Origin of the sequence: Caldimonas brevitalea (genome assembly GCF_001017435.1) — a bacterium.
Lineage (GTDB): Bacteria > Pseudomonadota > Gammaproteobacteria > Burkholderiales > Burkholderiaceae_C > Caldimonas > Caldimonas brevitalea.
Window position 1 is genome coordinate 4,126,673 of record NZ_CP011371.1, and the last position, 24,276, is coordinate 4,150,948.

Annotated in this window: 18 protein-coding genes; 10 read left to right on the forward strand and 8 right to left on the reverse strand. The window is 68.3% G+C overall.

Features of this window, described 5'->3' with window-relative positions:
• The first annotated feature begins 107 nt into the window (after positions 1-107).
• Positions 108-1,379, forward strand: a complete 1,272-nt coding sequence (locus AAW51_RS17175) for a nucleotide disphospho-sugar-binding domain-containing protein (protein ID WP_083438713.1) — start codon at positions 108-110, stop codon at positions 1,377-1,379.
• A 218-nt stretch (positions 1,380-1,597) separates the two neighbouring features.
• Positions 1,598-2,674, forward strand: coding sequence for a beta/gamma crystallin-related protein (locus AAW51_RS17180; protein WP_047195578.1), 1,077 nt, complete (start codon positions 1,598-1,600; stop codon positions 2,672-2,674).
• 50 nt (positions 2,675-2,724) lie between these two features.
• Here the strand turns inward: AAW51_RS17180 and AAW51_RS17185 are convergent, their stop codons facing one another.
• A complete protein-coding gene (locus tag AAW51_RS17185; RefSeq protein ID WP_238947622.1) occupies positions 2,725-3,630 on the reverse strand; it encodes an endo alpha-1,4 polygalactosaminidase in 906 nt (301 codons plus the stop codon).
• Positions 3,627-4,610 (reverse strand): PD40 domain-containing protein, encoded by a 984-nt coding sequence (locus AAW51_RS17190; protein ID WP_053013670.1) that lies wholly within the window; start codon positions 4,608-4,610, stop codon positions 3,627-3,629. The genes AAW51_RS17185 and AAW51_RS17190 overlap by 4 nt, the downstream gene beginning before the upstream one ends.
• Positions 4,611-4,729: 119 nt before the next feature.
• On the opposite strand from AAW51_RS17190, the gene AAW51_RS17195 reads away from it, so the two are divergent.
• The 4 genes from AAW51_RS17195 to AAW51_RS17210 all read left to right on the forward strand — a co-directional run bounded on the left by AAW51_RS17195 (position 4,730) and on the right by AAW51_RS17210 (position 7,858).
• The gene (locus AAW51_RS17195) at positions 4,730-5,398 is read left to right on the forward strand and encodes a response regulator transcription factor (protein WP_047195579.1); all 669 of its coding nucleotides are present in this window, start codon (positions 4,730-4,732) and stop codon (positions 5,396-5,398) included.
• Positions 5,395-6,798 (forward strand): histidine kinase dimerization/phospho-acceptor domain-containing protein, encoded by a 1,404-nt coding sequence (locus tag AAW51_RS17200; RefSeq protein WP_047195580.1) that lies wholly within the window; start codon positions 5,395-5,397, stop codon positions 6,796-6,798. Before AAW51_RS17195 ends, AAW51_RS17200 begins: the two co-directional genes overlap by 4 nt.
• A gap of 212 nt (positions 6,799-7,010) precedes the next feature.
• Complete coding sequence (locus tag AAW51_RS17205; protein ID WP_047195581.1) at positions 7,011-7,307, forward strand: hypothetical protein; 297 nt, start codon at positions 7,011-7,013, stop codon at positions 7,305-7,307.
• Positions 7,308-7,447: 140 nt separating this feature from the next.
• A complete protein-coding gene (locus AAW51_RS17210; protein WP_047195582.1) occupies positions 7,448-7,858 on the forward strand; it encodes a hypothetical protein in 411 nt (136 codons plus the stop codon).
• Positions 7,859-8,061: 203 nt separating this feature from the next.
• Here AAW51_RS17210 and AAW51_RS17215 read toward each other — a convergent pair whose 3' ends face one another.
• Entirely contained in the window at positions 8,062-8,739 is a 678-nt protein-coding gene (locus AAW51_RS17215; RefSeq protein WP_047195583.1) for a nitroreductase, read from the reverse strand.
• A 567-nt stretch (positions 8,740-9,306) separates the two neighbouring features.
• Between AAW51_RS17215 and AAW51_RS17220 the strand changes: the two genes are divergently transcribed.
• Complete coding sequence (locus AAW51_RS17220; protein WP_157359941.1) at positions 9,307-10,047, forward strand: hypothetical protein; 741 nt, start codon at positions 9,307-9,309, stop codon at positions 10,045-10,047.
• Between the two features lie 16 nt (positions 10,048-10,063).
• On the opposite strand, the gene prpF is transcribed toward AAW51_RS17220, so the two are convergent.
• The 4 genes from prpF to prpB are packed head-to-tail and all read right to left on the reverse strand — an operon-like array spanning position 10,064 to position 15,966.
• A complete protein-coding gene (prpF, locus tag AAW51_RS17225) occupies positions 10,064-11,254 on the reverse strand; it encodes a 2-methylaconitate cis-trans isomerase PrpF (protein WP_047195585.1) in 1,191 nt (396 codons plus the stop codon).
• Between the two features lie 17 nt (positions 11,255-11,271).
• A complete protein-coding gene (acnD, locus tag AAW51_RS17230) occupies positions 11,272-13,866 on the reverse strand; it encodes a Fe/S-dependent 2-methylisocitrate dehydratase AcnD (protein ID WP_047195586.1) in 2,595 nt (864 codons plus the stop codon).
• A gap of 41 nt (positions 13,867-13,907) precedes the next feature.
• Positions 13,908-15,065 carry a bifunctional 2-methylcitrate synthase/citrate synthase gene (prpC, locus tag AAW51_RS17235; protein WP_238947623.1) on the reverse strand — a complete coding sequence of 386 codons (1,158 nt, stop codon included), beginning with the start codon at positions 15,063-15,065 and terminating at the stop codon, positions 13,908-13,910.
• 22 nt (positions 15,066-15,087) lie between these two features.
• The gene (gene prpB, locus AAW51_RS17240; RefSeq protein ID WP_047195587.1) at positions 15,088-15,966 is read right to left on the reverse strand and encodes a methylisocitrate lyase; all 879 of its coding nucleotides are present in this window, start codon (positions 15,964-15,966) and stop codon (positions 15,088-15,090) included.
• 184 nt (positions 15,967-16,150) lie between these two features.
• Between prpB and prpR the strand changes: the two genes are divergently transcribed.
• The 3 genes from prpR to malZ all read left to right on the forward strand — a co-directional run bounded on the left by prpR (position 16,151) and on the right by malZ (position 21,747).
• Positions 16,151-18,097, forward strand: a complete 1,947-nt coding sequence (gene prpR, locus AAW51_RS17245) for a propionate catabolism operon regulatory protein PrpR (RefSeq protein ID WP_047195588.1) — start codon at positions 16,151-16,153, stop codon at positions 18,095-18,097.
• A 215-nt stretch (positions 18,098-18,312) separates the two neighbouring features.
• A complete protein-coding gene (locus tag AAW51_RS30870; protein ID WP_053013671.1) occupies positions 18,313-19,869 on the forward strand; it encodes a LuxR C-terminal-related transcriptional regulator in 1,557 nt (518 codons plus the stop codon).
• Positions 19,870-19,935: 66 nt separating this feature from the next.
• Entirely contained in the window at positions 19,936-21,747 is a 1,812-nt protein-coding gene (gene malZ, locus AAW51_RS17255) for a maltodextrin glucosidase (RefSeq protein ID WP_047195589.1), read from the forward strand.
• Positions 21,748-21,850: 103 nt separating this feature from the next.
• Here malZ and AAW51_RS17260 read toward each other — a convergent pair whose 3' ends face one another.
• A complete protein-coding gene (locus AAW51_RS17260) occupies positions 21,851-23,914 on the reverse strand; it encodes a TerD family protein (protein WP_047195590.1) in 2,064 nt (687 codons plus the stop codon).
• Positions 23,915-24,276 lie beyond the last annotated feature (362 nt).

Here is a 24,276-nt window from a genome sequence, read left to right on the forward strand (position 1 = left end):
TATCCACCTTGGCACCGCTCCCAGGCCCACACCGATCGAACCCGCAAAGCGGGGTCGCCGACCGCCCGCCGCATGTCCTGATCACGTCGTGGGGCACCGCGGGCGACATGCACCCCTTCCTCGCCGTCGCTGCCTGTTTGCAGCGCCGCGGTCACCGCATCACCTTCCTCGCGCCACCGGTGCATGAAGCGCTCGTGACACGGGCGGGCTTCGGTTTCCGTCCCTTGGGCACCGACGCGCAGTACCAGGCCGCGCTGGACGACCCCGAGATGTGGGACGAGCGCAAGGCCTTGGGTGTCGTCTGGCGCAGCATCCGTCCCAGCCTCGTGGCGACGCGCGACCTGGTCGCGACCCTCCCCCCTGACGAGCCATGCTGGGTGCTGACGCACCCGATCGCGCTGCCCTTGGCAGCCCTCGCACGCACCGTGCGCCACGACTTGCACATCGTCGGCGGCTACCTGGCGCCGGGCAACCTGCGCAGTTGCCGCGACCCGATGACGGTCGGACCGCGCCGGCTGCCGGGATGGGTCCCCCGCCGTTGGCGTCGCTGGATCTGGGACCGCGTCGACGCCAGCGTGATCGACCCGGTCTTCCTGCCGACGCTGAACGAGCAAAGAGCGGCCATGGGTCTGGGCGCCGTCCCCCGGTTCATCCCGCACCTGCAGGGCACGGCCGACGTCTCGCTGACGCTTTTCCCGCCCTGGTTCGGGCGGCCCCAGCCCGACTGGCCGACTGGCGTGATCAGTGGGGTGTTTCCTCTCCACGAAGCCGAGCCGGGCGAAGGCCTCTCCCAAACATTGAGCGATTTCCTGGCCGCGGGCGACGCGCCGATCGTCTTCACGCCCGGCACCGGGCACCGTCATGCCTCGCCCTTTTTTGCCAGCGCGCTTGCAGCGGTGGCGCGCATCGGACGGCGCGCGATCTTCCTGACGCCACATCGCCACCAACTGCCACCGCAGCTTCCATCCCATGTGCTGTGGCAAGCGCATGCCCCGCTGCGCGCCCTGCTGCCGCGTGTCGCGGCGCTGGTTCACCACGGCGGCATCGGGACCAGCGCCGAAGCACTGCGCGCCGGCACGCCTCAAGTGGTCGTGGCGTATGCCTTCGACCAGTTCGACAACGGCGTGAGGGTGCGCGAATTGGGCGTGGGCGAGATGCTGCCCGCGTCCCGCGCGACACCCCGGCGCTTGGCGCAGGCGATCACCGGGGTGCTGTCGTCGCGCCCGCGCCGGGACTCCTGCGCCGCGGCCTCCCGACGGTTCGCCTCCGACATCAGCCTCGACGCGCTGTGCGACGAACTCGAGAGCACATTGGCCCACCTGCCGCAGCGTCGGCAAAACAACCTCGAGCAGACCGACGACCTTGTGTCGCGGCCCTGAGGCAGCGCCCCTGCCTGCCCGTCCGGCGCATCGCGTTGATGGGTGGTGCGCTAACCGGCTCACGGCCTGGCCTTGTCAGCGCCGCCACCACGCGCGCAAAACTGCTTCGCACTACTTTACAGGCGGGACGTCACCGCCTCCGCAGGGCCGCGCGTTGATCTGCTCACGTGTCGGGCCTCGGTGGCCCGCACCCGACGCAACTCCCTGACAGGAACCACATGGATGCTTTCCTCCCCCGTGCACTGGTGCTCGCCTCGATCTTGTCGGCCGGCCCTGCTTCGGCCTCGCTGACGGTCTACAGCCACGACGACTTCCGCGGCCACCGGGCCACGCTGACCGACACCGCGCCCGACTTCCGCGCCTTCGACTTCAACGACCGCGCGTCCTCGCTCGTCGTGAACGGCGAGCCCTGGGAGGTCTGCAAGGAAACAGTGTTCCGCAGCCGGTGTGTCGTGCTCCCACCGGGCAGCTATCCCAACCTCGGGTCCATCGGGCTGAACGACCGCGTCTCGTCGGCGCGACCGCTCCCGCGTCACGCCGGCCACCCGTCGCACCCGCCGGCGTCACACGACGCCATCGTCTTCTTCGACGACCGCGGCTTTCATGGTCGGCAGTTCGGTGTGTCGTCGGAGGTGCACGACTTCCGGCGCCGCGGCTACAACGACCGCGCCTCTTCGGTGATGGTGTTCGAGGGCCGCTGGGAGGCCTGTGAGCATGCGGACTTCAGCGGCCGTTGTGTGGTGCTGCGCCCGGGCAGCTACCCCGATCTGGCTGCCATCGGGTTGAACGACGGGTTGTCGTCGGTGCGACGCTGGTCTCGCCGGGGAGCCCGGTATCCGGACCGTGACGTCTCGGCGCCGCTGCCTGTTTACGACTGGCGCCGCCGCCCGGCAGACCGCTTGGTTCACGTCCCGGTCGAGACCGTGCGGGCGGTCTATGCAACGCCGCAGCAACACTGTTGGGTCGAGCAGCCGCAGGCGTCGTCCAACGGCGCCGTCACCGGCGCGGTCGTGGGGGGCATCATCGGCGCCATCCTCGGCCATCAAATCGGCGAGGGCGGCAGCCATCGCGACGTCGCCACGGCCGGCGGAGCCGTCGCCGGGGTCCTCATCGGCTCACAGGTCGGCCGCGGTGCGCAGTCGCCGGCCACACGCTGCACCGCCGGTCCCACACCCGAGCGCCCCGACTACTACGACGTCACCTATCACTTCGAGGGGATGCGGCACCACGTGCAGACGACCACGCCGCCCGGCTCCCACATCCTCGTGAATGACCGAGGAGAGCCGCGGCTCTGACCCTTTGGCCTCGGTGCCCGAACGGCTGCGACCCGAGCGCGCGGCGCGGGTCAATCGCAGCTGTAGCGCACGCCTCCGTCGAGCGCTCGCGGCAGCACCATGGTTCGGATGTGAGCCCGTCGGGCCGCCGCACAGAGCGCCGCACGTTCGCCCTGCAGGTTCTGGACATAACGGGTCGCGTATTCGGCGTTGAACACCGGCTTTCCCACGGCGGTAAAGGCTTGATAGGCCACGCACGCTTCCAGCTCGAAGCACTGCTCGTTCAGCGCGAAGTCGAACTCGCCCGCCAGGGCCTCGACCTGGGCAACGTCGTTCTTGAGGCCCACCGCCAGGCCGCTGGCGTGCGCCTCGCCAGCGAGAAAGCGGTTGAACTCGAGTTGTGCGGCGGCGTCGAGATCCCAGCCGGTGTCGTGCACCCAGGCGTCGACATGGTCCGGCACCACGCCGTCGCAGCGGCGCGCCTTCGCCAGCGCGATGCGGTCTCGCACGATGGCCCTGACGCTCTCGGAGCGGATGTCGAGCCAGCGTTCCCCGGGCCCGTGTCCCAAGGGCCGTCCCATGTCGGCCCGCTTGAAGCGGCCGTGGTCAGGGCGGTGTTCTTCCGAGCTGCCGGCCGAGAAGTGGCACACCACCCGGAGGCCCCGGGCCTTCAGCGCGTCGATCGTGGGCTGCGGCGCGTCGAACAAGTCGACCGCATAGATCGACACGTCGTAGCCGGTGTTCAGCACCCCCTGCAACTGCCACTGCCAGGTGTCGTGAAGCGCGGGTTGCCAGCGTGGCATGGCCGCTCCCGGGGGCGGCAGGTGCTTGACCGTCGCGTCGCCCCCCGCGGCCGTCTCGGCGTCGTTCTGGCACGACAGCACCCCCACCGCCACGCAGGCCACAAAGGCGGCCAGGTAGCGCATCTGCCGCATCAACCACGCCCGATCGTCCAGGTCAGGCTCGACGCGCTTCACGGTGCATTGATGATCCACAGTGCCGTGGGCCGCGTTGCGTCCGGGTCGTCGGAGGCTTCGAAGGCGATGCGCAGGCCGTCGGGCGACCAGCTCGGCGCGCCGTTGTAGCCGCCGGACCGGGTGACGGGTCGCAGTGTTCCGCCGCTCGCCGGCACCACGGCGATTTGCGCACCGTCGCCTTCGGTCGGCGTCGCCGAAAACACCAGGCGTTGGCCGTCGGGCGAGAACGACGCGTCGGTGCAGGACCATCCCGGCGGCGTCACGCGACGCACGTCGCTGCCGTCGGGCCGCATGGTGTACAAGGCCCATTCGTCCCCGCGCTCCAGCCGCTGGAACACGATCAGCTCGCCGCTGGGCGACCAGTTCGGCTCGCGGTCGGCCCCGCCGTGGCTGAGCCGGGTCAGGCCGCCGCCGTCGGCGTTGACTTTCCACAGCTCGGCCGAGGTTTCGCTGGCAGACGCCTCGAAGACCAGTTGCGTCCCGTCCGGCGAAAAGCTCGGCTCGATGTAAGGCGGCCCCCGATGGGTGGTGATGCGGCGTCGTTGGCTGCCGTCGGCCGCGGCGGTCCAGATCTCGTCGCTCTCGCCCACGCTGTCGCTCGAGTAGGCGATGCGTCCGGCCCGGCTCCAGCACGAGCCCGGCAGATTGACGTTGTCGGCGCCGTCATCGATGATCGCCCTCGGCGTGCCGCCTGTGCTGCCGACGGTCCACAGGCCGGCCGGCGCCCGGTTGTAGCCGCGCTGCCACCGGGTGAACACCAACTGGCGGCCGTCGGGGCTGAAGCAAGGGTTCTGTGCCGACGCCGGCCCGGAAAAGCCGATCAGGCGGCAAGCGCCGTCGGCCCGGCAACGCGGCGCGTCGACGCCGGGCGGGGTCTCGAGGGACGCCGCGGAAGCGTCATCGTTGGCGCTCCCGCCGCAGCCGGCGAGCGCCAGCACGGTGACGCTGAGCCCGAGCAGACGGGGAATGAGTGAGGGCATCGGTACTCCTTGGACTGTGCCGCTCGGGTCGGGGTGGCGGCGTGCGGCGCAGTATCGGCAACGCAAGCTGACGCGAAGCTGATGCGGCGCCGCCGGAGGCGGTGCCAAGGAGAGACAAGGTGAAACTGCTCGTGGTCGAGGACACCCCCGGCCTGCGCCAGGCGTTGGCCAAAGGGTTGGCAAAACTCGGCTTCGCGGTCGAGTCCGCGCACGACGGACCGACCGGACTGTGGGCGGCCCAGCACAGCCAGGCCGACGTCATCGTGCTCGACGTGATGCTGCCCGGCTTCGACGGCCTGGAACTGTTGCGCCGCCTGCGCGGCAGCCGGGACACCACGCCGGTGCTGCTGCTGACCGCGCTGGGCGAGATCGAAGACCGGCTCGGCGGTTTCGAGGCCGGCGCCGACGACTACCTGCCCAAGCCATTCGACCTGCGCGAGCTGGCCGCGCGTGCCCGTGCGCTGGCGCGTCGACGCACCGCCGCCGTGCTGCCGGTCATCGAGCTGGACGACCTCCAGATCGACGGGGCGCGCGCCGAGGTCCGCCGCGACGGCCTGCCGCTCCCGATGCGTAGGCGCGAGCGCTTGCTGCTCGAGCTGCTGGCGGCACATCGCGGGCAGACGGTGTCGCGCCAGGACATCGAAGCCAAGCTGTATTCGAACGAGGTCGACCTGCGGAGCAATTCGATCGAGGCCGCGGTGTCGCAGCTGCGTCGCTGGATCGACCGGCCCGGCGAGCCGTCGCGCATCGTCACGCTGCGCGGCGTCGGCTACCGGCTCGATCGATGAGCCGCCCCGGCATCACGCGACGGCTGAGGCACGGCATCGTCGCGGCGCTGACCCTTTCATCCGCGCTCACCTTTGCCGCGCTCTACGCGATCGGGCGTCACGAGCGCGTGCAGGCTTTCGAGCAGGCGCTGAGCGACGACCTCCGCACGATCGGCAACATCACCCAGGTCTACCCGGGCGACGACGTGTACGTCAACGTCGAGCCCGAGTCCTTGAGCCAGTACATGCAAGGCGGCACCCGCTTCTTTCAGGTGTGGGACACCCAGGACGGCGAGCTGCTCGACCGTTCGCTGTCGCTCGAGGCGCTCGACGTGTCGATCCCCCGCCCCGGAGGTGTCACCACCACGCCCCGCCGCTTCGGCGGCCGGCTGCCCGACGGCCGCGAGGTCAGCTGGACGGTCGTGCATGTGCGCGCCCATTGGGGCCTGGACGAGGCCATGCTGAAGCGCACTCGGCAGACCATCGAAGACCACCCGGTCGACCTGCTGGTCGGCCGTTTGAGCCACGAACTCGACGACGCGCTGACGCCACTGGCCTGGGCCTGCGTGGCCGGGGCCCTCGCGATGCCGCTGGTGGCGGCCGTGGCCCTGGCCGGGCTGGTGCCTCGCGCACTGCGGCCGCTGCATGCGCTCGGCGAGGCCGTCTCGGTGCGCAGCAGCGACGATCTGCACCCCTTCGAGGCCCAGGCCGTCGAGATGGAACCCATCGTGCAGCGGCTCAACGAGTTGCTGCAACGCATCGCTGCGGCGCGCGAGCGCGAGCGGCGCTTCCTGGCCGACGCCGCACACGAGCTGCGCACGCCGTTGACCGAGCTGCACACGCTCGCCGACGTCGCGCTGCTCGACCCCGCCGGCAGCCCGGGGCACGCGGCGACACTCGCCGAAATGCGCGAGGTGTCACGGCGCATGGCCCGTGTCGTCGACACCTTGTTCCGCCTCTCGCGCCAGCAACGCGCCGACGAGGCGACGCCGCGCCGGCGTTTGTCGCTCGGGGCGGTGTTGCAGGAGGCGGTCCAGGCCCAGTCGCCCGCCCTGGCCGAGCGGGGACTGCAATGCCGTTGGGACGGTGACGCCGAGGTGTGGATCGACGCCGACGCGCCGATGGCGCGCGCGCTGATCGACAACCTGCTCGGCAACGCGATCGACCATGCCCCCGCCGGCTCCACTATCGAGTTGCGCCGGCATGACGGGGCCGCGGGCCCTGCGCTGAGCATCGTCAATGCGTGCAGCACCACAGGCCAAGCGCCACCGCGCCACCCGCACCTCGGGCGCGGCCTGGCGCTCGCCGCGTTGTACGCCCAGGTGTTGCGCGCGCGCTTGGCCGCAGGCCGCGAAGGCGACCGTTTCGAGGCCAGGGTGGCATGGCCGGACGCCACCGAGCCTGGCGCAACCAACACCTGAAGCCGGCGACCCGCAGCCTGCGCGGCCAAACAACGCATGTGCCTCGGCGGCGTGCCTGCGTCGCCTCCCTCGACCCGTTGTTCCGGGACATCAAAGGCTCAGACATACTGTTAATGTCTGAAACGTGTCATTGGCGTCTGAGACAGCGAACCGGCTGGAAGGACCGCTGTACAGCGGAAGCGGACCTTTGCCGCAAGGGCAAAATCAGTCCCATGGCAGTCAATGACGACCTGACGCTCGACTTCGAGGACGGACGAACTCCGCTCTTTGTCAGGCAAACAGTTGCAGTGGCCTTCGGCGTCCCGCTTGGGCAAGAGTTCACATGGGACTCTCTGACCCTGCTCGTGTGCGATGCTGTGCGAGCCTCTCCACCTCGCCGCATCTCCGTGCTGTCACTGCATTACATCGGGACCGTCATGCCCGACGAGGCCGAAGGGGTTCTTCGTCTCTTGCAGACGCTAAGAAGGATGCACCCTGACTTGGACATCTCCATCGCTCTGAACAGGTGAGCCAGCGGTTCGCCTGCTTGGTCCGCTTCCAGCCTGCACCGCCGCTGTGCAGCGGAAGGGAACGTCAGGGGCGCTAGGATTGCGGGCGGTACGCGAGGGCTCGAGGGAGCCAAGAACAATCTATTGAAGCGAAGAGCAAAGTGTCGAACTTCTCAAAGCAGAGGAATGTCCAGCAGCAGAACGGTTCAACTGAGGCCGCGATCCGAGCTTCAGCGCTCTACTGGCGTACAACCGGCTGGCCTTCCGCCTTGCTTCTCACTGCTGAGGAACATGGCATAGATTGCAGGCGGTCGATAGTCGTTGATTTGGAAATCGACTTTCCGGGGATGCCCCGACTGTTCGGGCTCCTCCTGACAGCCGGCGGGCGTTTCATTGAATTTGAGATTGACACGAATCCGACGCACGACCGGATCGAATCTGTCGAGCTTTGGAAGGACGTCACCGGCGAGCAGAATCTCTCGCAGCACAACCGAGGGACTGGTTGGGGTCGAGCGGCACTCGCGCTAAAGGTTCTGGGCGAGTTGAATGCCGCGGCACAGGCTCCCGCCTAAGGTCGACGCGACGTCCGCTTCCAGCCTGAAGCCGACTTCGGCTTTGCAGCGGAAGCAGAAGTGCCGTCGGCGGCAACGATGGACGGCTCACGGCCAGGAGCGGCCTTCTAGACACCAGGGCTGCTTTGCGCTGTGATACACCCATCGTGACTGACCGGACTGCCCATGGTCAGCACCTGGAGAACCCTGCGCCCACGGCGTGCTCAAGCGTTGAACCCGACGAAGACCGCTGCTTCCGCAACGCTCTTGCGTTCGGACACTACCGCATTGGCGGGGAAGGTCTCATCGGGCCACCCGAGCGCGACGCTCTTCATGATCACCTGATCATCGGCGATACCGGCGTGTTCGCGCACCACCGGAGACTGCATGATTCCCTGGCTGTTGATGACGCAGCCCAGGCCCCGCGACCAGGCAGCGAGGACGAGCGCCGTGGTGACTGCGCCGCAGTCGAAGGGCGTGTCGTCGCTGCCATCGAGCACACGGTCGTAAGTGACGATGATGCAGACGGGTGCATCAAACTGGCGGAAGCCGCGCATCACCCACTCCTGGCGCATCGCCTGGTCGTCCCGAGCGATGCCCATGGCTGCGAACAGTTGCTTGGCAACGCCGACCTGACGCTCTCGATGCACCCCCGCGAAGGGCTGACCAGTCCGGAATTCGCGTGACTGAGGCACGCCGCCGGCCATTCGCTCCGTATTGCCCCTGCGAATGCGTTCGAGCGGCTCGCCCGTGACGACGTAGAAATTCCAGGGCTGCGTGTTCATCGATGACGGTGCCCGCATGGCGAGTCCGATGATCTCCTCAATCAGCGCGCGCGGAACCGGGTCCGGCTTGTAGCCGCGGATGCTGCGGCGGCCGAACATGACCTTATCAAACTCCATGTTGTTCACGTGATCACCGTTGTGTGGGATCTGGATCTTAGGAGCGGGTCCACTTGGCTGCTGTCGCTTCGGTGTCGCGCGTGTGCCTTGTTGCATCCGTAGAGGACGTCCGAGGGCTGCACGTACTGCCGGCAGCGACCGACGCGGCTTCGTGCCCGACGTTGCCCGGCGATGCAGCGAGGCCAAGGCCAAGGTCCTCGACTCGCCGGCAGCAGTCTTTGAATGAGAGTGGGCTGGACGGCCGCTTACAGCCTGAAGCGGTCCTTCGCGGTGTCTCAAACACTGCCGCCGCGATCGCATTACCGTTGCCCCTCCGAGGACGGTGTCTCAGGCTTTCGCTGCGAAAGACTCGCTCTCGCTTCCTCGGCCGGCCGTCTCAGGCTTCATTGACCAGAAACACCCGTATTCGGATTTCAATACGCCGCTTCGCACGCCGCCGCCATGGGACCTGCTCCCGCCCCATAGAGTCCGTCACGCAATCGAGCCGCGTCCAGGATCAGAACCAGCCCGGGCCCCTTGCGCCGGTGTGCCTGGCGTCCACCGCGCCCTACTCATCGAGGTGATGTGATGAAAAGAATTGTGCAAACCGGCGGCACCATCCTGACCGGGATGGCGATCGACCGGATGTCGCAGTCGCCCCGCGAAGCGGCGCCGACCCCGCGTCCCACCGCCCCGCTGCGCCGCGGCGACCAGATCCTGGGCGGGTTGGCACAACGGGCGCAACTGGGCTCGGAAGCGCCGAACCCCCTGGTCAACGGCAGCCTGTCGCAAATCGAAAATCGACGCAGCGTCGCCGACAAGCTGCTGAACATTGCCCGCCATCCCGAGCGCGCGGCGGACCAAGCGGCCCGCATCGTCGACGACGTGAAGTCCGACGTCGAGTTCGTGCAAGGCGCGGTCAAGATCGCCGAAGGCGGCCAGCTCACGACCGGTGACGGCATCCGGATCGCCAAGGCCGCAGCGCAGACGGCCGAGAACAAGGTGGTGGCCGTGGCGCGTGGTTTCTACGTCGGTGCGACGACCTCCGAAGCTGCCCTGCAGGACTTGACGAAGACCGTCGCGGAACGCGCCAAGTACGAAGGTCAGTCGGTGGCCGCGGGCGTCGCGGCCTCGCAAGCGCTGGCGACCGCCATCGGCATGATCCCCCACCCCGCCGCCAAGGCGGGCGCCGCGGCGATCCGCGTGTCCGGCCAGCTCGCCGCCGGCAGCAAGGCGTCGGAAGCGATGCGCGAGTTGGGGGGGCACGTCGCGGGCCCGGTGCGCGAGGAGATCGTCGCGATCGCGAAGGAAAAAAGCCGCGGCGAATGAAGGCCGCGGCCGCGTCTCAGAAACTGTCCCCGGGCACGCGCACCCACCCCTCCATCAGCACGCGCGCGCTGCGGCTCATGAGGACTTTGGCCACGCTCCATTCCCCCTGCACCTGGACCGCCTGAGCGCCCACGCGCAAGGTGCCCGACGGGTGGCCGAAGCGCACGGCCTCGCGCGCACCGCCTCCGGCGGCCAGGTTCACGAGCGTGCCGGGAATCGCTGCCGCCGTGCCGATGGCGACCGCCGCAGTGCCCATCATCGCGTGATGCAGCTTGCCCATCGACAGCGCGCGCACCAGCAGATCGACCTCGCCCGCACCGATGCGCTTGCCGCTCGAGACCACATGGTCGACCGGCTTGGCGACAAAGGCGACCTTGGGCGTGTGCTGACGCTGCGCCGCCTCCTCGACGTTGCGGATCAACCCCATGCGCACGGCACCGTGAGCCCGGATCGCCTCGAACATCGCCAGCGCCTTGGTGTCGGCATTGATGGCATCCTGCAGTTCCCACCCTGTGTAGCCGATCGCCTCGGCGTTGACGAAGATGGTCGGGATGCCGGCGTTGATCATCGTGGCCTTCAGCGTGCCGACACCCGGCACCTCGAGATCGTCGACCACCCGGCCGGTCGGGAACATCGCGCCGCCCGCCCCTTCTTCATCGGCCGCCGGGTCGACGAACTCGAGTTGCACCTCGGCCGCCGGGAAGGTCACGCCGTCGAGCTCGAAGTCACCGGTTTCTTGCACCTCGCCCGCCGTCATCGGCACCCGCGCGATGATGGTCTTGCCGATGTTGGCCTGCCAGATGCGCACCGTCGCCAGCCCGTCTTTCGGGATGCGGCTGGCCTCGATCAAGCCGCTGCTGATCGCGAACGGGCCGACGGCCGACGACAGGTTGCCGCAATTGCCGCTCCAGTCGACAAACGGCTTGTCGATCGACACCTGGCCGAACAGATAGTCCACGTCGTGGTCGGGCCGCGTGCTGCGGGACACGATGACCGTCTTGCTGGTGCTCGACGTCGCGCCCCCCATGCCGTCGATCTGCTTGCCATACGGGTCGGGGCTGCCGATCAGGCGCAGCAGCAGCGCATCGCGCGCCGGGCCTGGTGCCTGCGCGCGCTCGGGCAGGTCTTGCAGCCGGAAGAACACACCCTTGCTGGTGCCGCCGCGCATGTAGGTGGCGGGAATCTTGACTTGGGGAAGGTGGGCCATGGTGGGGTCCTGGACGGTCAGGCCGCCTTCGACGAGGCGAGGAAGTCCTGGGCGAAGCGCTGCAGCACGCCGCCGGCCTCATAGATCGACACTTCTTCTGCAGTGTCGAGGCGGCACGTGACCGGCACCTCGACCCGCTCGCCGTTGCGGCGGTGGATCACCAGCGTCAGGTCCGCGCGCGGGCGGCGCGTGCCCACCACATCGAAGGTCTCGGTGCCGTCGATGCCGAGCGTCAGCCGGTTCACGCCCGGCTTGAACTCGAGCGGCAGCACGCCCATGCCGACTAGGTTGGTGCGGTGGATGCGCTCGAAACCTTCGGCGACGATGGCTTCGACCCCCGCCAGGCGCACCCCCTTGGCGGCCCAGTCGCGCGACGAGCCCTGGCCATAGTCGGCCCCGGCGATCACGATCAGCGGCTGGCGGCGCTCCATGTAGGTCTCGATGGCCTCCCACATGCGCGTGATCTTGCCTTCGGGCTCGATGCGGGCGAGCGAGCCGGCTTTCACCTTGCCGTTCTCGACCACCATCTCGTTCTTCAAGGTCGGGTTGGCGAAGGTGGCGCGTTGCGCCGTGAGGTGGTCGCCTCGGTGGGTCGCGTAGGAGTTGAAGTCCTCCTCGGGCAGGCCCATCTTGGCCAGGTACTCGCCGGCCGCGCTGTCGAGCAGGATGGCGTTCGACGGCGACAAGTGGTCGGTGGTGATGTTGTCGCCCAGCACCGCCAGCGGTCGCATGCCCTTGAGCGTGCGCACGCCGGCCAGCGCCCCTTCCCAATAGGGCGGTCGCCGGATGTAGGTGCTCTGCGGCCGCCAGTCGTACAGCGGGCTCACCTTCTCACCGCTCTCGACGGCGAAGGTGAACATCGGCTCATAGACCCGGCGGAACTGCTCGGGCTTCACGCTGGAGGCCACCAGCGCGTCGATCTCTTCGTCGGACGGCCAGATGTCCTGCAAGGTCACCGGGCGGCCTTCGGCGTCGGTGCCGAGCACGTCTTTCTCGATGTCGAAGCGGATGGTGCCGGCGATGGCATACGCAACCACCAGCGGCGGCGAGGCGAGGAAGGCCTGCTTGGCATAGGGATGGATGCGACCGTCGAAATTGCGGTTGCCCGACAGCACCGCGGTCGCGTACAGGTCGCGCTCGACGACTTCCTTTTGGATCACCGGGTCCAGCGCGCCCGACATGCCGTTGCAGGTGGTGCAGGCAAAGGCGACAACGCCGAAGCCGAGCTGCTCCAGCTCCGGCAGCAGCCCCGCTTCTTCGAGGTACAGCGCGACCGTCTTGGACCCGGGCGCCAGCGAACTCTTGACCCAGGGCTTGCGCACCAGGCCACGCCGGTTGGCGTTGCGCGCCAGCAGGCCGGCCGCCATCATGTTGCGCGGGTTGTTGGTGTTGGTGCAGCTGGTGATCGCCGCGATGATCACCGCGCCGTCCGGCATGCGCCCCGGCTCCTGCTCGACCTTGCCGGCAATGCCGCGCGCGGCGAGTTCGGAGGTCGGCACGCGCTTGTGCGGGTTGGACGGGCCGGCCATGTTGCGCACCACGGTCGACAGGTCGAAGCGGAGCACCCGCTCGTACTCGGCCTGTTTCAGGCTGTCGGCCCACAGGCCGGTGGTCTTGGCATAGGTTTCGACCAGGCGCACCAGCTCGTCTTCGCGCCCGGTCAGCCGCAGGTATTTGAGGGTCTGCTCGTCGATGTAGAACATCGCCGCGGTGGCGCCGTATTCGGGTGCCATGTTGGAGATGGTGGCCCGGTCGCCCAGCGTCAAGGCCGAGGCGCCCTCTCCATAGAACTCCAGGTAGGCGGACACGACCTTCTCCTTGCGCAGGAACTCGGTCAGCGCCAGCACGATGTCGGTCGCGGTGATGCCCGGCTGTGGCTTGCCGCTCAGCTCGACACCGACGATGTCCGGCAAGCGCATCCACGACGCCCGCCCCAGCATCACGGTCTCGGCTTCGAGTCCGCCCACGCCGATCGCGATCACGCCCAGCGCATCGACCATCGGCGTGTGCGAGTCGGTGCCGACCAGCGTGTCGGGGAAGGCCACGCCGTCCTTGACCTGCACCACCGGCGACATGCGCTCAAGGTTGATCTGGTGCAGGATGCCGTTGCCCGGCGGGATCACGTCGACGTTCTTGAACGCCTTCTTGGTCCAGTTGATGAAGTCGAAGCGGTCCTCGTTACGCCGGTCTTCGATGGCGCGGTTCTTCGCGAAGGCGTCGGGGTCGAAGCCGCCGCATTCGACGGCCAGCGAGTGGTCGACCACCAGTTGGGTCGGCACGACCGGGTTGACCAGGGCGGGGTCGCCGCCCTGGCCCGCGATCGCGTCGCGCAGTCCGGCCAGGTCGACCAGCGCAGTCTGGCCGAGGATGTCGTGGCACACCACCCGCGCCGGGAACCAGGGGAAGTCGAGATCGCGCTTGCGCTCGATCAACTGCGTCAGCGAGTCGCGCAAGGTGGCCGGGTCGCAACGCCGCACCAGGTTCTCCGCCAGCACGCGCGAGGTGTACGGCAGCTTGTCATAGGCACCTGGCGTGATGGCGTCGACGGCGGCGCGTGCGTCGAAGTAATCGAGCTGGGTGCCCGGCAGGGGTTTGCGGTAGGCGGTGTTCATCATGAGGGCAGCAATACGGGGTCGAGATCGAGGCGAGCGCTTTACGGGCGGTCCTTGATCGGCACGAACTTGAGATCTTCCGGCCCGACGTAGTTGGCGCTCGGGCGGATGATCTTGCCGTCGATGCGCTGCTCGATGATGTGGGCGCTCCAGCCCGAGGTGCGGGCGATCACGAACAGCGGCGTGAACATGGCCGTCGGCACACCCATCATGTGGTAGCTGACAGCGCTGAACCAGTCGAGGTTGGGGAACATCTTCTTGATGTCCCACATCACCGCTTCGAGGCGCGCGGCGATCTCGAACATCTTCATGTTCTTGGCATCGGCCGACAATCGCTTTGCCACGTCCTTGATCACCTTGTTGCGCGGGTCGCTGACGGTGTAGACGGGGTGGCCGAAGCCAATGATGACTTCCTTGCTTTCGACACGGCGGCGGATGTCGGCCTCGGCCTCGTCGGGCGTGTCATAGCGCTTTTGCACCTCGAACGCCACCTCGTTGGCGCCGCCGTGCTTGGGCCCGCGCAAGGCGCCGATCGCGCCGGCGATGGCCGAGTGCATGTCGGAGCCGGTGCCCGCGATGACACGGCCGGTGAAGGTCGAGGCGTTGAACTCGTGCTCGGCGTAGAGGACCAGCGAGGTGTGCATCGCACGCACCCACGCGTCGCTCGGCTTGCGACCGTGCAGCAGGTGCAGGAAGTGACCGCCGATCGAGTCGTCGTCGGTCTCGACTTCGATGCGCCGGCCGTTGTGGCTGTAGTGGTACCAGTACAGCAGCATCGAGCCCAGGCTCGCCATCAGCTTGTCGGCAATGTCGCGCGCACCGGGGTGGTTGTGGTCGTCCTTCTCGGGCGCCACGCAGCCCAGCGCCGAGACGGCGGTGCGCATCACGTCCATCGGGTGGGCGCTGGCGGGCAGTTGTTCGAGCACGGTCTTGACCGCCGCCGGCACACCCCGCAGCGATTGCAGCTTGGCCTTGTACGCCGACAGCTCGGCGCTGTTGGGCAGCTTGCCGTGCACCAGCAGGTGGGCGATCTCTTCAAATTCGCAGGCTTCGGCCACGTCGAGGATGTCGTAGCCCCGGTAGTGCAGGTCGTTGCCGGTACGCCCAACGGTGCACAAGGCGGTGTTGCCCGCGGCGGTGCCCGACAGGGCGACCGATTTCTTGGGTTTGAAGGCAGGCGCTTGAGTGGCTTCGGTCATGTTGATCGTCTCCGGTTTCAATTCACTTCTTGGCCGCGTACAGCGCGTCCAGATGTTGCTCGTAGGCGTGGTAGCCGATGCGGTCGTACAGTTCTTCGCGCGTTTGCATGGTGTCGAGCACGCCTTGCTGCGTGCCGTCACGGCGGATCGCCTGGTAGACCGCTTCGGCGGCCTTGTTCATCGCGCGGAAGGCGCTCAAGGGGTAGAGCACCATCGCGACGTTCACCGAACGCAGTTCCTCGACGGTGAATAGCGGCGTCTTGCCGAACTCGGTGATGTTGGCCAGCACCGGCACCTTCACGGCGTCGACAAAACGCTGGTAGGTCGGCAGGTCGTAGGCGGCTTCGGCGAAGATGCCGTCGGCGCCGGCCTCGACACATTTCAACGCGCGCTCGATGGCCGCGTCGACCCCTTCCACCGCAATCGCGTCGGTGCGGGCGATCAGAAAGAAGTTCGCGTCGGTCTTGGCATCGGCGGCGGCCTTCACGCGGTCGGCCATCTCGGCCGCCGAGACGATCTCCTTGCCGGGCCGGTGCCCGCAGCGCTTGGCGCCCACCTGGTCCTCGATGTGGCAGGCGGCGGCGCCGAACTTGATCAGGCTCTTGACCGTGCGTGCGATGTTGAACGCGCTGGGGCCGAAGCCGGTGTCGATGTCCACCATCAACGGCAGCGGGCACACATCGGTGATGCGGCGCACGTCGACGAGCACGTCGTCGAGGTTGTTGATGCCCAGGTCGGGCATGCCCAGCGACCCGGCGGCGACACCGCCGCCCGACAGGTAGATGGCCCGATACCCGGCCCGCTGCGCCAGCAGGGCATGGTTGGCGTTGATGGCGCCGATCACCTGGAGCGGCGATTCGGCTTCAAGGGCAGCACGGAAGGCAGCGCCGGCAGAGGTCATGGAATTCCTCGGTGTTCAACAAGACAGCATGAGCGCCTAAGAGCGCAAGCGACGTGCCAGCCGTCCCCCGCCGCCGATCTTCGCGCTAACCTGCTGTCAGGAAAAGGAAAATTTCGCAGACGGCGCGAACGCCGCGGCACCCGTCGTTTCATTCCTGAAACTTCCATGTTCCAATTAGAACAGCATGGAACGCAGCTTCAACCCCTCTCACGCCGCGCGCCCGCCCGGCATTGTGGCCGTTGGCCTGCACCGGCTCAAAAGCCTGTTGCGCGAACTGGCGCCCAGCTACGCCGACCGCGCCGCCGTGACGGTACTGGACCTGGGCTTCGAGGAAGCCGTGCACGCGATCGAGGCCTTGCGCCGGACGCAGTCGGTCGACGTGCTGGTTGCCGCCGGCTCCAACGGCGCCTTCCTGCGCCAACACCTCGACGTGCCCGTCGTGCTGGTGCGGGTCGGCGAGTTCGACGTGATGTCCGCACTCGGCCGTGCGCGGGCGATCTCGCCGCGCATCGCGCTGGTGACCTATGGCGAGATCCCGGCCGAGGTGCAGCGCTTCAGCGAGCGCTTCGAACTGGGCATCGTGCAGCGCAGCTACCGGAGCGAGCAGGAGGCCGCCGATTGCGTGCGCGAGCTGCGCGCCTTGGGCATCGAGGTGGTGGTGGCGCCGGGCCTGGTGGCTGATCTGGCCGACCGGCTGGGCATGACCGGCATCTTTCTCTACTCGCAAGACGCGGTGCGCGAGGCACTCGACGACGCGGTCGAGATCGCACGCGTGTCGCGCATCGAGCTGAGCAAACGCGAACGCCTGAACACCATCCTGGGCCAGTTGCGCGATGGTGTGGTGGCCGTCGACATGCAAGAGCGCATCCAGCTGGTGAACCCGGCGATGGAGCGGCTGCTCGATGCCGACGCGACGCAGCTGCTCGGTCGCCCGCTCGGCGAGGTGGCGCCCGAGCTGAGTTTGCGCGACACCTTGCGCGAGGCGCAGCCGACGCTCGACGAGGCACAGCGTTTCGGCGCCCGCATGGTGGTCGCGAGCCGCTTGCCCATCGTCGAACAAGGCGTGCAGACCGGCGCCGTGCTGACCTGCACCGACCCCGCGGCGATCGAACGTATGGACCGCAGCCTGCGCAGCCGCCAGCCCCGGCGCGCAGCCACCCGCTATCGGCTCGAGCAGATGGTCGGCGCCAGCCCCGCCCTGCTCAAGACCAAGGCACTCGCGGCGCGCTGCGCCGGCGGCCATGCGACGGTGCTCATCATCGGCGAGAGCGGCACCGGCAAGGAGGTGCTGGCGCAAGGCATCCACAATGCCGGGCCGCGCAAACGCCAGCCCTTCATCGCGGTCAACTGCGCCGCGTTTCCGGAAACGCTGCTCGAAAGCGAGTTGTTCGGCTACGAGGAAGGCGCCTTCACCGGTTCGCGGCGCGGCGGCAAGGCCGGTTTGTTCGAGTCGGCCCACACCGGCACGATCTTCCTCGACGAGATTGGCGAGATGCCGCTGGCGCTGCAGACCCGGCTGCTGCGGGTGCTGCAGGAACGCGAGGTGCAGCGCATCGGCGCGACCGAGCCGACGCCCATCGACGTGCGCGTGATCGCCGCCACCCATCGCCACCTGGCCGATGCGGTCGAAGCCGGCGAATTCCGCCGCGACCTCTACTACCGGCTGAACATCCTGCGGCTCGAAGTGCCCCCGCTGCGCGAGCGGCTCGACGACCTGCCGCTGCTGATCGCGCACATGGTCGACCGCCTCGCCGCCCGGCCGGGCGGGCTGCCGCGGGCCCTGCCCCGCCTCATCGACGACCTGCTGGCGCGCGGCCACCGTTATGCATGGCCGGGCAATGTGCGCGAACTGGACAACCTGATCGAGCGGCTGGCGGTCTACAGCGCGCAGGCCGAGGAGCCGCCGCTGGCGGAATTGCACCTGCGCGACTTTGCGCCGGAGTTGTACGCGGACGAAGCGCCGCCGCCAGAGACCCTCCGCGCCTTGCCCGCCACGGCACAGGAGGCTGAACTGCGGCACATCGCCGAGGTGCTGCACCGCTGCCAGGGCGACCGCGCGCTGGCGTGCGCGCAACTGGGCATCAGCCGTACCACGCTGTGGCGCAAGCTCAAGCAATTGGGGCAAGCCTGAACCGGTCGTCCGGGTGACGCAAGAAAGCAGCATCGCCTCCCGGGGGCCCGCCCCCATCGTGCAGCGCTAGCGTTCCACTCGAAGTAGAGTCTCGGCATCGCACCCGCTGCACACTGGCTCCCGCCGTTCCACGGCGGTGGCGGCGAAGCCCGAGGCCCGCCTTTGGACCGGGCGCTGCCCCCTCTTGTTTCTGCCCCGCCCGCACAAGGCCCTGCATGACGTTCGACGATCCGCACATACCCGACACCGCTGCCGGTGCGACGCTGTCGCCCGCCACCGCGTTGGCGAGGCTGAGGCGGACAGGCTGGCGGCTGCTCTACACGCCCGACGTCGCCACCCTCGACACGCTGCTGCAGCGGGCCGCGGCAGAGCCGGGGGTCGTCGCTGAGCTGGAAGCGTACCGACTGGCGCAGCTGATCGAGATCGACGATCTGCCGCACGAGGCGATGCGCCGCTTCGATGACGCGCAGGGCGCGGACCGCGCCGTGCTCGCATGGGCACAGGCACGCGCCGAGCTGATGTTCGACCGCTTCGACAGCGCCGCCAGCCATGCCGACAAGGTGCTGGCCGCCCTGCCCGGTGACCTGCACCCGCTGTCGCTGGCGGCCCGCTACATCAAGGGGGCCGCCTTGTCCGAAGCGGGGCACCCCGCCGAGGCGATCCCGTGGCTGCAGCTCGCGGTGCGCGGCGCACGGCGCGACCGACTGCTGCTGCTCGAACTGCTGGGCCTGCAAGCGCTGGCGCGAGCTGCCGAAGAGGCGAGCGAGACAGCCATACGCGACAGTGTTGCCGAGGCCGCCCGCGAACGCGCGGCAACGCTGGCCGGCTGGCGCATCGCGCAAGCCGTGCGACGCCTGCCGGTGCGCCGGGCGCTGGCGGCGCTCGACCTGCGGCAGGCGCAGGCCCTGCTCGACGAGGCCGGTGCGGTCGAAGATGGGTATTGGGCGTTTCCGCAGCAGGTGCTGCACACCTCGGTCGCGCTGGCCCGCGGCCACGCGGCCGAAGGCATCGCCGCCTGGCAGCGCCTGGAGAAGCGCCTCACCCTCGACTTCTATTGCGCCCGCTGGCGTGCCGACGTCGACCACCTGCGCGTCTGGTGCGCCGGGCTGGGCGACGACCGAGAAACGCTCACCCGCTTGGCGGCCCACCGCGCCATGCCGGCGGCCGATGCCGACTTGTCGACCTGCCGCATCGCGACCCATGCCTTGGCGGCCGCGCTGTGGCTTGGGCAACCGGACGTGCGCGAGCGGGCCGCCGGGTTGCAGCAATGCTTCCGCGCCCGGGGACTGCAGCGGCTGGCGCGCCGGGCGCAATGGTTGTGTGCGGTGTCGGGCGACACCGAGGCGATGGTCGACTGGCTGGCGGCAAGCCGCGAACATGATCTGCTCGACGTGCTGTGGCTGGCCCCCAGGTCCGCCCGGGCGTTGCAACACTTCCTGCGCACGGCCGGCAGCGCCGAGAGACCCGCGCTGCGCGCGCTGGCGCGCAGTCTGGTCGAGCATCTCGCGTCCTCGGGGCCACCGGCATCGGCGCTGCCCGGTACCGCGGTGCCGGAAGGTCTGACCCGGAAGGAGTGGCAGGTGCTGCAAGCGATCGCCGAGGGTTGGTCGAACGAGCAGATCGCGGCGCGGTTGCACATCTCGCTCGCGACCGTGAAGACCCATGTCAATCACCTCTACAGCAAGCTTCAGCTGTCCAGCCGCGACGAAGCGCGGCTGAAAGCACGCCATCTCGCCGCGCTCCACCCCGCCGCCTCCACCTCCGGGGGTTGACGACACCCAGGCCACGCGCCGGCACGATGCAGGGCCTCACCACTGCATTGCCGAGTTGGCCTGCCCATGCTGCTACACCCCCCTGTCGCCCCCTGGGCGGTCCGCACCGACGACGGACTTGAAACTACATTGCTGTACCAGGGCGCACCGCTGTCGGATGTCCAGGCGCGGGTGCTGCTCGACAACGAGGAGCACTGGATCACGCTCGTCGCCGACGGACACGAGGGCCGCTGGTCCCGCTATCGCGCCGTGCTGCCTTGGTGCCAGACCGGGCCGAGCACTCGCTATTGCTTCCGCGTCTATGAGAATGGCCGGCCGCGCTGGCTGGGGGCCGACGGTGAACACCGTCACACACCTGCCGAGGCGGCGCATTTCCGCGCGACCCGCACGCCGGTGCTGCCCGACTGGGCCTACCGGCAGGTGGCCTACCAGATCTTCCCCGACCGTTATGCCCGCAGCGAGCACGCCCCCGGTGTGCGCCACGACACCTACTACGGCAGCTGGCCGATGCCGGTGCAGCAACTGGACTGGCACGCGCCGTCGGATCCTGGCCTGGGGCAGAGCAGCTTCCATGGCGGCGACCTGCCCGGCATCCGCGCCCGGCTCGACCACCTGCAATCGCTCGGCGTTACGACGCTCTACCTGACGCCGGTGTTCGCGTCGGGCAGCAACCACCGCTACGACACCGAGGACTACCACCGGGTCGACCCGGCGCTCGGTGGCGACGCCGCCTTGGTCGACCTGTCCGCCGCGCTGAAGGCGCGCGGCATGCGGTTGGTCCTCGACGCAGTGCTCAACCACACCAGTGCCAACCATCCGTGGTTCAACCGCTGGGGTATCCACCCGGGGATCGGCGCGTGGCAGTCGCAAGACTCGCCGTGGGCCGGTTGGTATGCCCGCAACGCACAGGGCGAGCCGGTCTACTGGAAGGGCCACTCCTCGCTGCCGGTACTCGACTATGCGCACCCGGCGGTGGCCGACGCCATGATCACCGGCCTCGACTCGGTGCTGCGACGCTGGCTGCGCCCACCGGTCGCCATCGACGGCTGGCGCCTGGATGCGATCCACATGCTCGGCGAAGGCGCCGGCGCGAAGCGCAATGCGCACTGGCTGCAACGCATCCGTGACGTCGTAAAGGCCGAGCGGCCCGACGCGCTCGTGATCGGCGAACACTTCTGGGAGGCCACGCCGTGGCTGCAAGGCGACCAGGAAGACGCCGCCATGAACTACTGGGGCTTCACGCAGCCCTTGTGGCAGTGGCTGGCCGAGCACGATCTGGCGGGCCGACCGGCCCCGCTCGACACGCGCGACTTTGCGCGCTGGCTCGACCGCGCCCGTGCGGCGCTGCCGCATGACATCGCGTGCGGCATGTGGAACCTGATCGACAGCCATGACACGGTGCGGCTGTTCACCTTGCTCGGCAGCGACGAAGCCGCCGTGCGCTGCGCGCTCACGCTGCAGTTCTGCTATCCGGGTGTGCCCTGTTTGTATTACGGCGACGAGATCGGCCTGGAAGGTGGCCCCGACCCCGACAACCGGCGATGTTTCCCGTGGGACCCGGCGCAGTGGCGGCATGGCGTGCTCGACCATGTGCGACAACTGGCCGCGCTGCGCCACAGCCGCCCCGAACTGCAACAAGGCGCTTGCCAGACGCTGGCCAGCGGCGACGACTGGATCGCGCTGGCGCGCTACAACGTCGAAGCGGCGACCTTGCTCGTGCTCAATCGCGGGGCGCAGACGTCGGTGTGGGTGCCGTTGGACCGACTGCCGCGCGGCGTCGACGAGTGGAGATCGGTGTTCGGGCACATGCTGGAGGGCGATAAAACGGGCGTGCAGCTGCGCTTGGGGCCGATGGATGCAGCCGTGTTCTGCAGCTGAGGCGAGCCCGGCGACGGGCCGCTAGGGCGGTCTCTGGTTCTTCTCCAAAGGGATGCGCCCGCAACGCAGCCACCAGGTGTGGGCCTGATCTCGGCGCGCGAGCCTACAGAAACTCCGCGCGGATGCGGTCTACGTCGAAGGGGGTGACGCCGTCCTGCACGCTGAACACCGTCTCGGCGCCTTCGCGCAAGTCGACCTGCCGGCCGCGTGCCCTGGCGTGCAGCGTGAACAATGTGTGAAGGTCGGGCTTGACCAAGGAAGTGATGGCCCGCAACATCAACGAGACCCCGCTGAGGTGGTTGCGCACGTTGTTCCACCGGGGCCGAACTTTCAGGGCAAGGTCCATCCAGACCACGCACCGTTCCTGGAGGTCCAGGACCAGCGGCAGGCAGATGCCGGCGTCCGACGCCAGGTCGACACGGTCCACCACTGTCTGCGGCTCGAACGCCTCGCCGGAGTTGAGTTCCTGCCGGCTCATCCAGCCGGCGAAACACTCCGGTAGATCGCAGTAGGGTTGCAGCGTGTAGCTGTTGAGGACCATCACGACAAAGCGCACCCGCAGTTCTCGCAGCCGCCGCAGGTCAAGGTCGATGAACTCCGCCGCTCCTTGCGGTGCGTCCACCACGTCGCCGCTGTGGTAGCCGCCGTAGTTCTGCAGTTTGTAGTAGGTCAGCGCGTCGATGTAGTCGAAGTCGGGCCCGAACAGAACGGCCGACAGGTCGATGTCGGTGCGCCCTCTCCCATTCATCCACCACAGGAAGAGTCGAACGAACCCGGCGTCCGGCATCGGCAGGCGGCTCCCGCGCACCAGCGTGCGCAGGCTACGCGATGCCGAGCGCTGCGAGAAAGGCACCAAGTAGTGGCGCAAGCCCGGGTCGACGAAGCAGGCGCCGAGCGGGGGCAACGCCGAGAACCGCCGCAACAGTTCGCCCTCGCAGATCGCCGTGACCTGTTCGACCGCCTCTTGGGGCAAGGCAGAACGTTGCTCTGCCAAGGCATACACCTTGGCCACCTCCCCTTTGGGGAAGAAGGCCCGCAAGGGGTGCTGGCCGCGATGCCGGAAGTGCACGAGCACCTGAAGCAGTACCGGTGTCGAGACGCGCGGGCACACCTGGCGGAAGGGCTGCAGCACGTCGGACGGGGCCTGAGAGAGGCGCAACAGGTGATCGAGACGTCGCGCGAAATCGCCGGGGCGGGTGGCGAGGGCCAGCGCAGCCGCCTCGACCTGACCTGTGCGGAGGTGGGCCTCGACCGTGCTGTTGAACGAGCTGAACGGCTGCTTGTTGCGCAGCACCGCGAACGCCGCACAGGCTCGCGGGAAGCGCTGTTCGAACTCACGGGGATGCAGGCGTTCGCCGAGTCGTTTCCATCGTTCGCCCCAACGCAGCATGTCTTCGGTCGGATCGCCCCCTTGTTCGAGCAGGTCCAGCAAGAGTTTGCGGTGTTGGCGCTTGAGGGCCTGGAACCGCGTTGACTTCGCCAGGGAAACGTCGCCGCCCGACAGCGCCACCGCCAGGCGCAGCACATCGGTGGCAGTTTTCACCTGGTCCCGCAACAGCGCTTGTGCAGCGGTGCCCGGCGTGTGCCGCAGAAGGGCCGCGCCGACGAGCGCCAGGTTCTCCTTGAAGGGGATGGCACGAGGCAGGAGCCGGAAGATGCCGTCACGGTACTGGCGCACGAACCACTCGACATCCGCCTTGTCCTGCTCTGAAAGCGACGATCGGGCGCCGGCGAGCCGAGTGAACAGCGACTCGAACTCTTCGACGCTCCCCAGACCGATCTCCCTCGGCGCTAGGCCGTGCAACAGCGGCGGCGCAGCGGGCGTGTCACCCGCCGAGACGCGCTTGAGCGTCAGATAGTGGTGCACCGCGTCGAGGTAGCGCTCTGCCTCGCTCAACGACAGGACCTGCAAGGGGAACCGAGGGTAGAGCGGCGTGTGAACGCGGTGGGCACCGACCAAAACGCGCAAGTCTCTCAGGAGCCGGCGCAGGAACTCTGTCAGTTCGGCCAGGGACAGCGTGGCGAGGCGCGCCATCACGGCTTCTGACAGGACAAACCCGAGTTGCTGGGCCTCCTTCTGCACGGCGGCAATGTGCTGCGCCGTGGCCCCACCCTCTCCGGCCTTGACCCACAGCTTGCCCCTGCGCCGGAGGTAGATCTCGTTCATATGTGTCTCGAAAGAAAACGCCTGCCAATGGCAGGCGTCGTGCGGAAAGCGGAGACCCTAGGTCATAGAGTGTGAGAAGGAAGGATCTCCATAGCCACAGACGCACGATAACGAAACGCCCGGCGCGAGGCAAGCGCGGCGTGTCCCGAACGATGCACGACGGCAAGCCCAGCCGCAAGGACACCCCGAGGCATTGATGGCGAACAGCGCCCCCCCGTCAGGGCCGCAGTGGGCCTACGCATCGTCGTAGTGGCGAGGCCGACGAGACGCACCTAGATTGAATTCACCTCGGGCGTCAACGATGACGAGGTTCAGAGCTACCCCGTCAGAAAGGACGAGACGATGTTCGCTCCAAGCGCGCT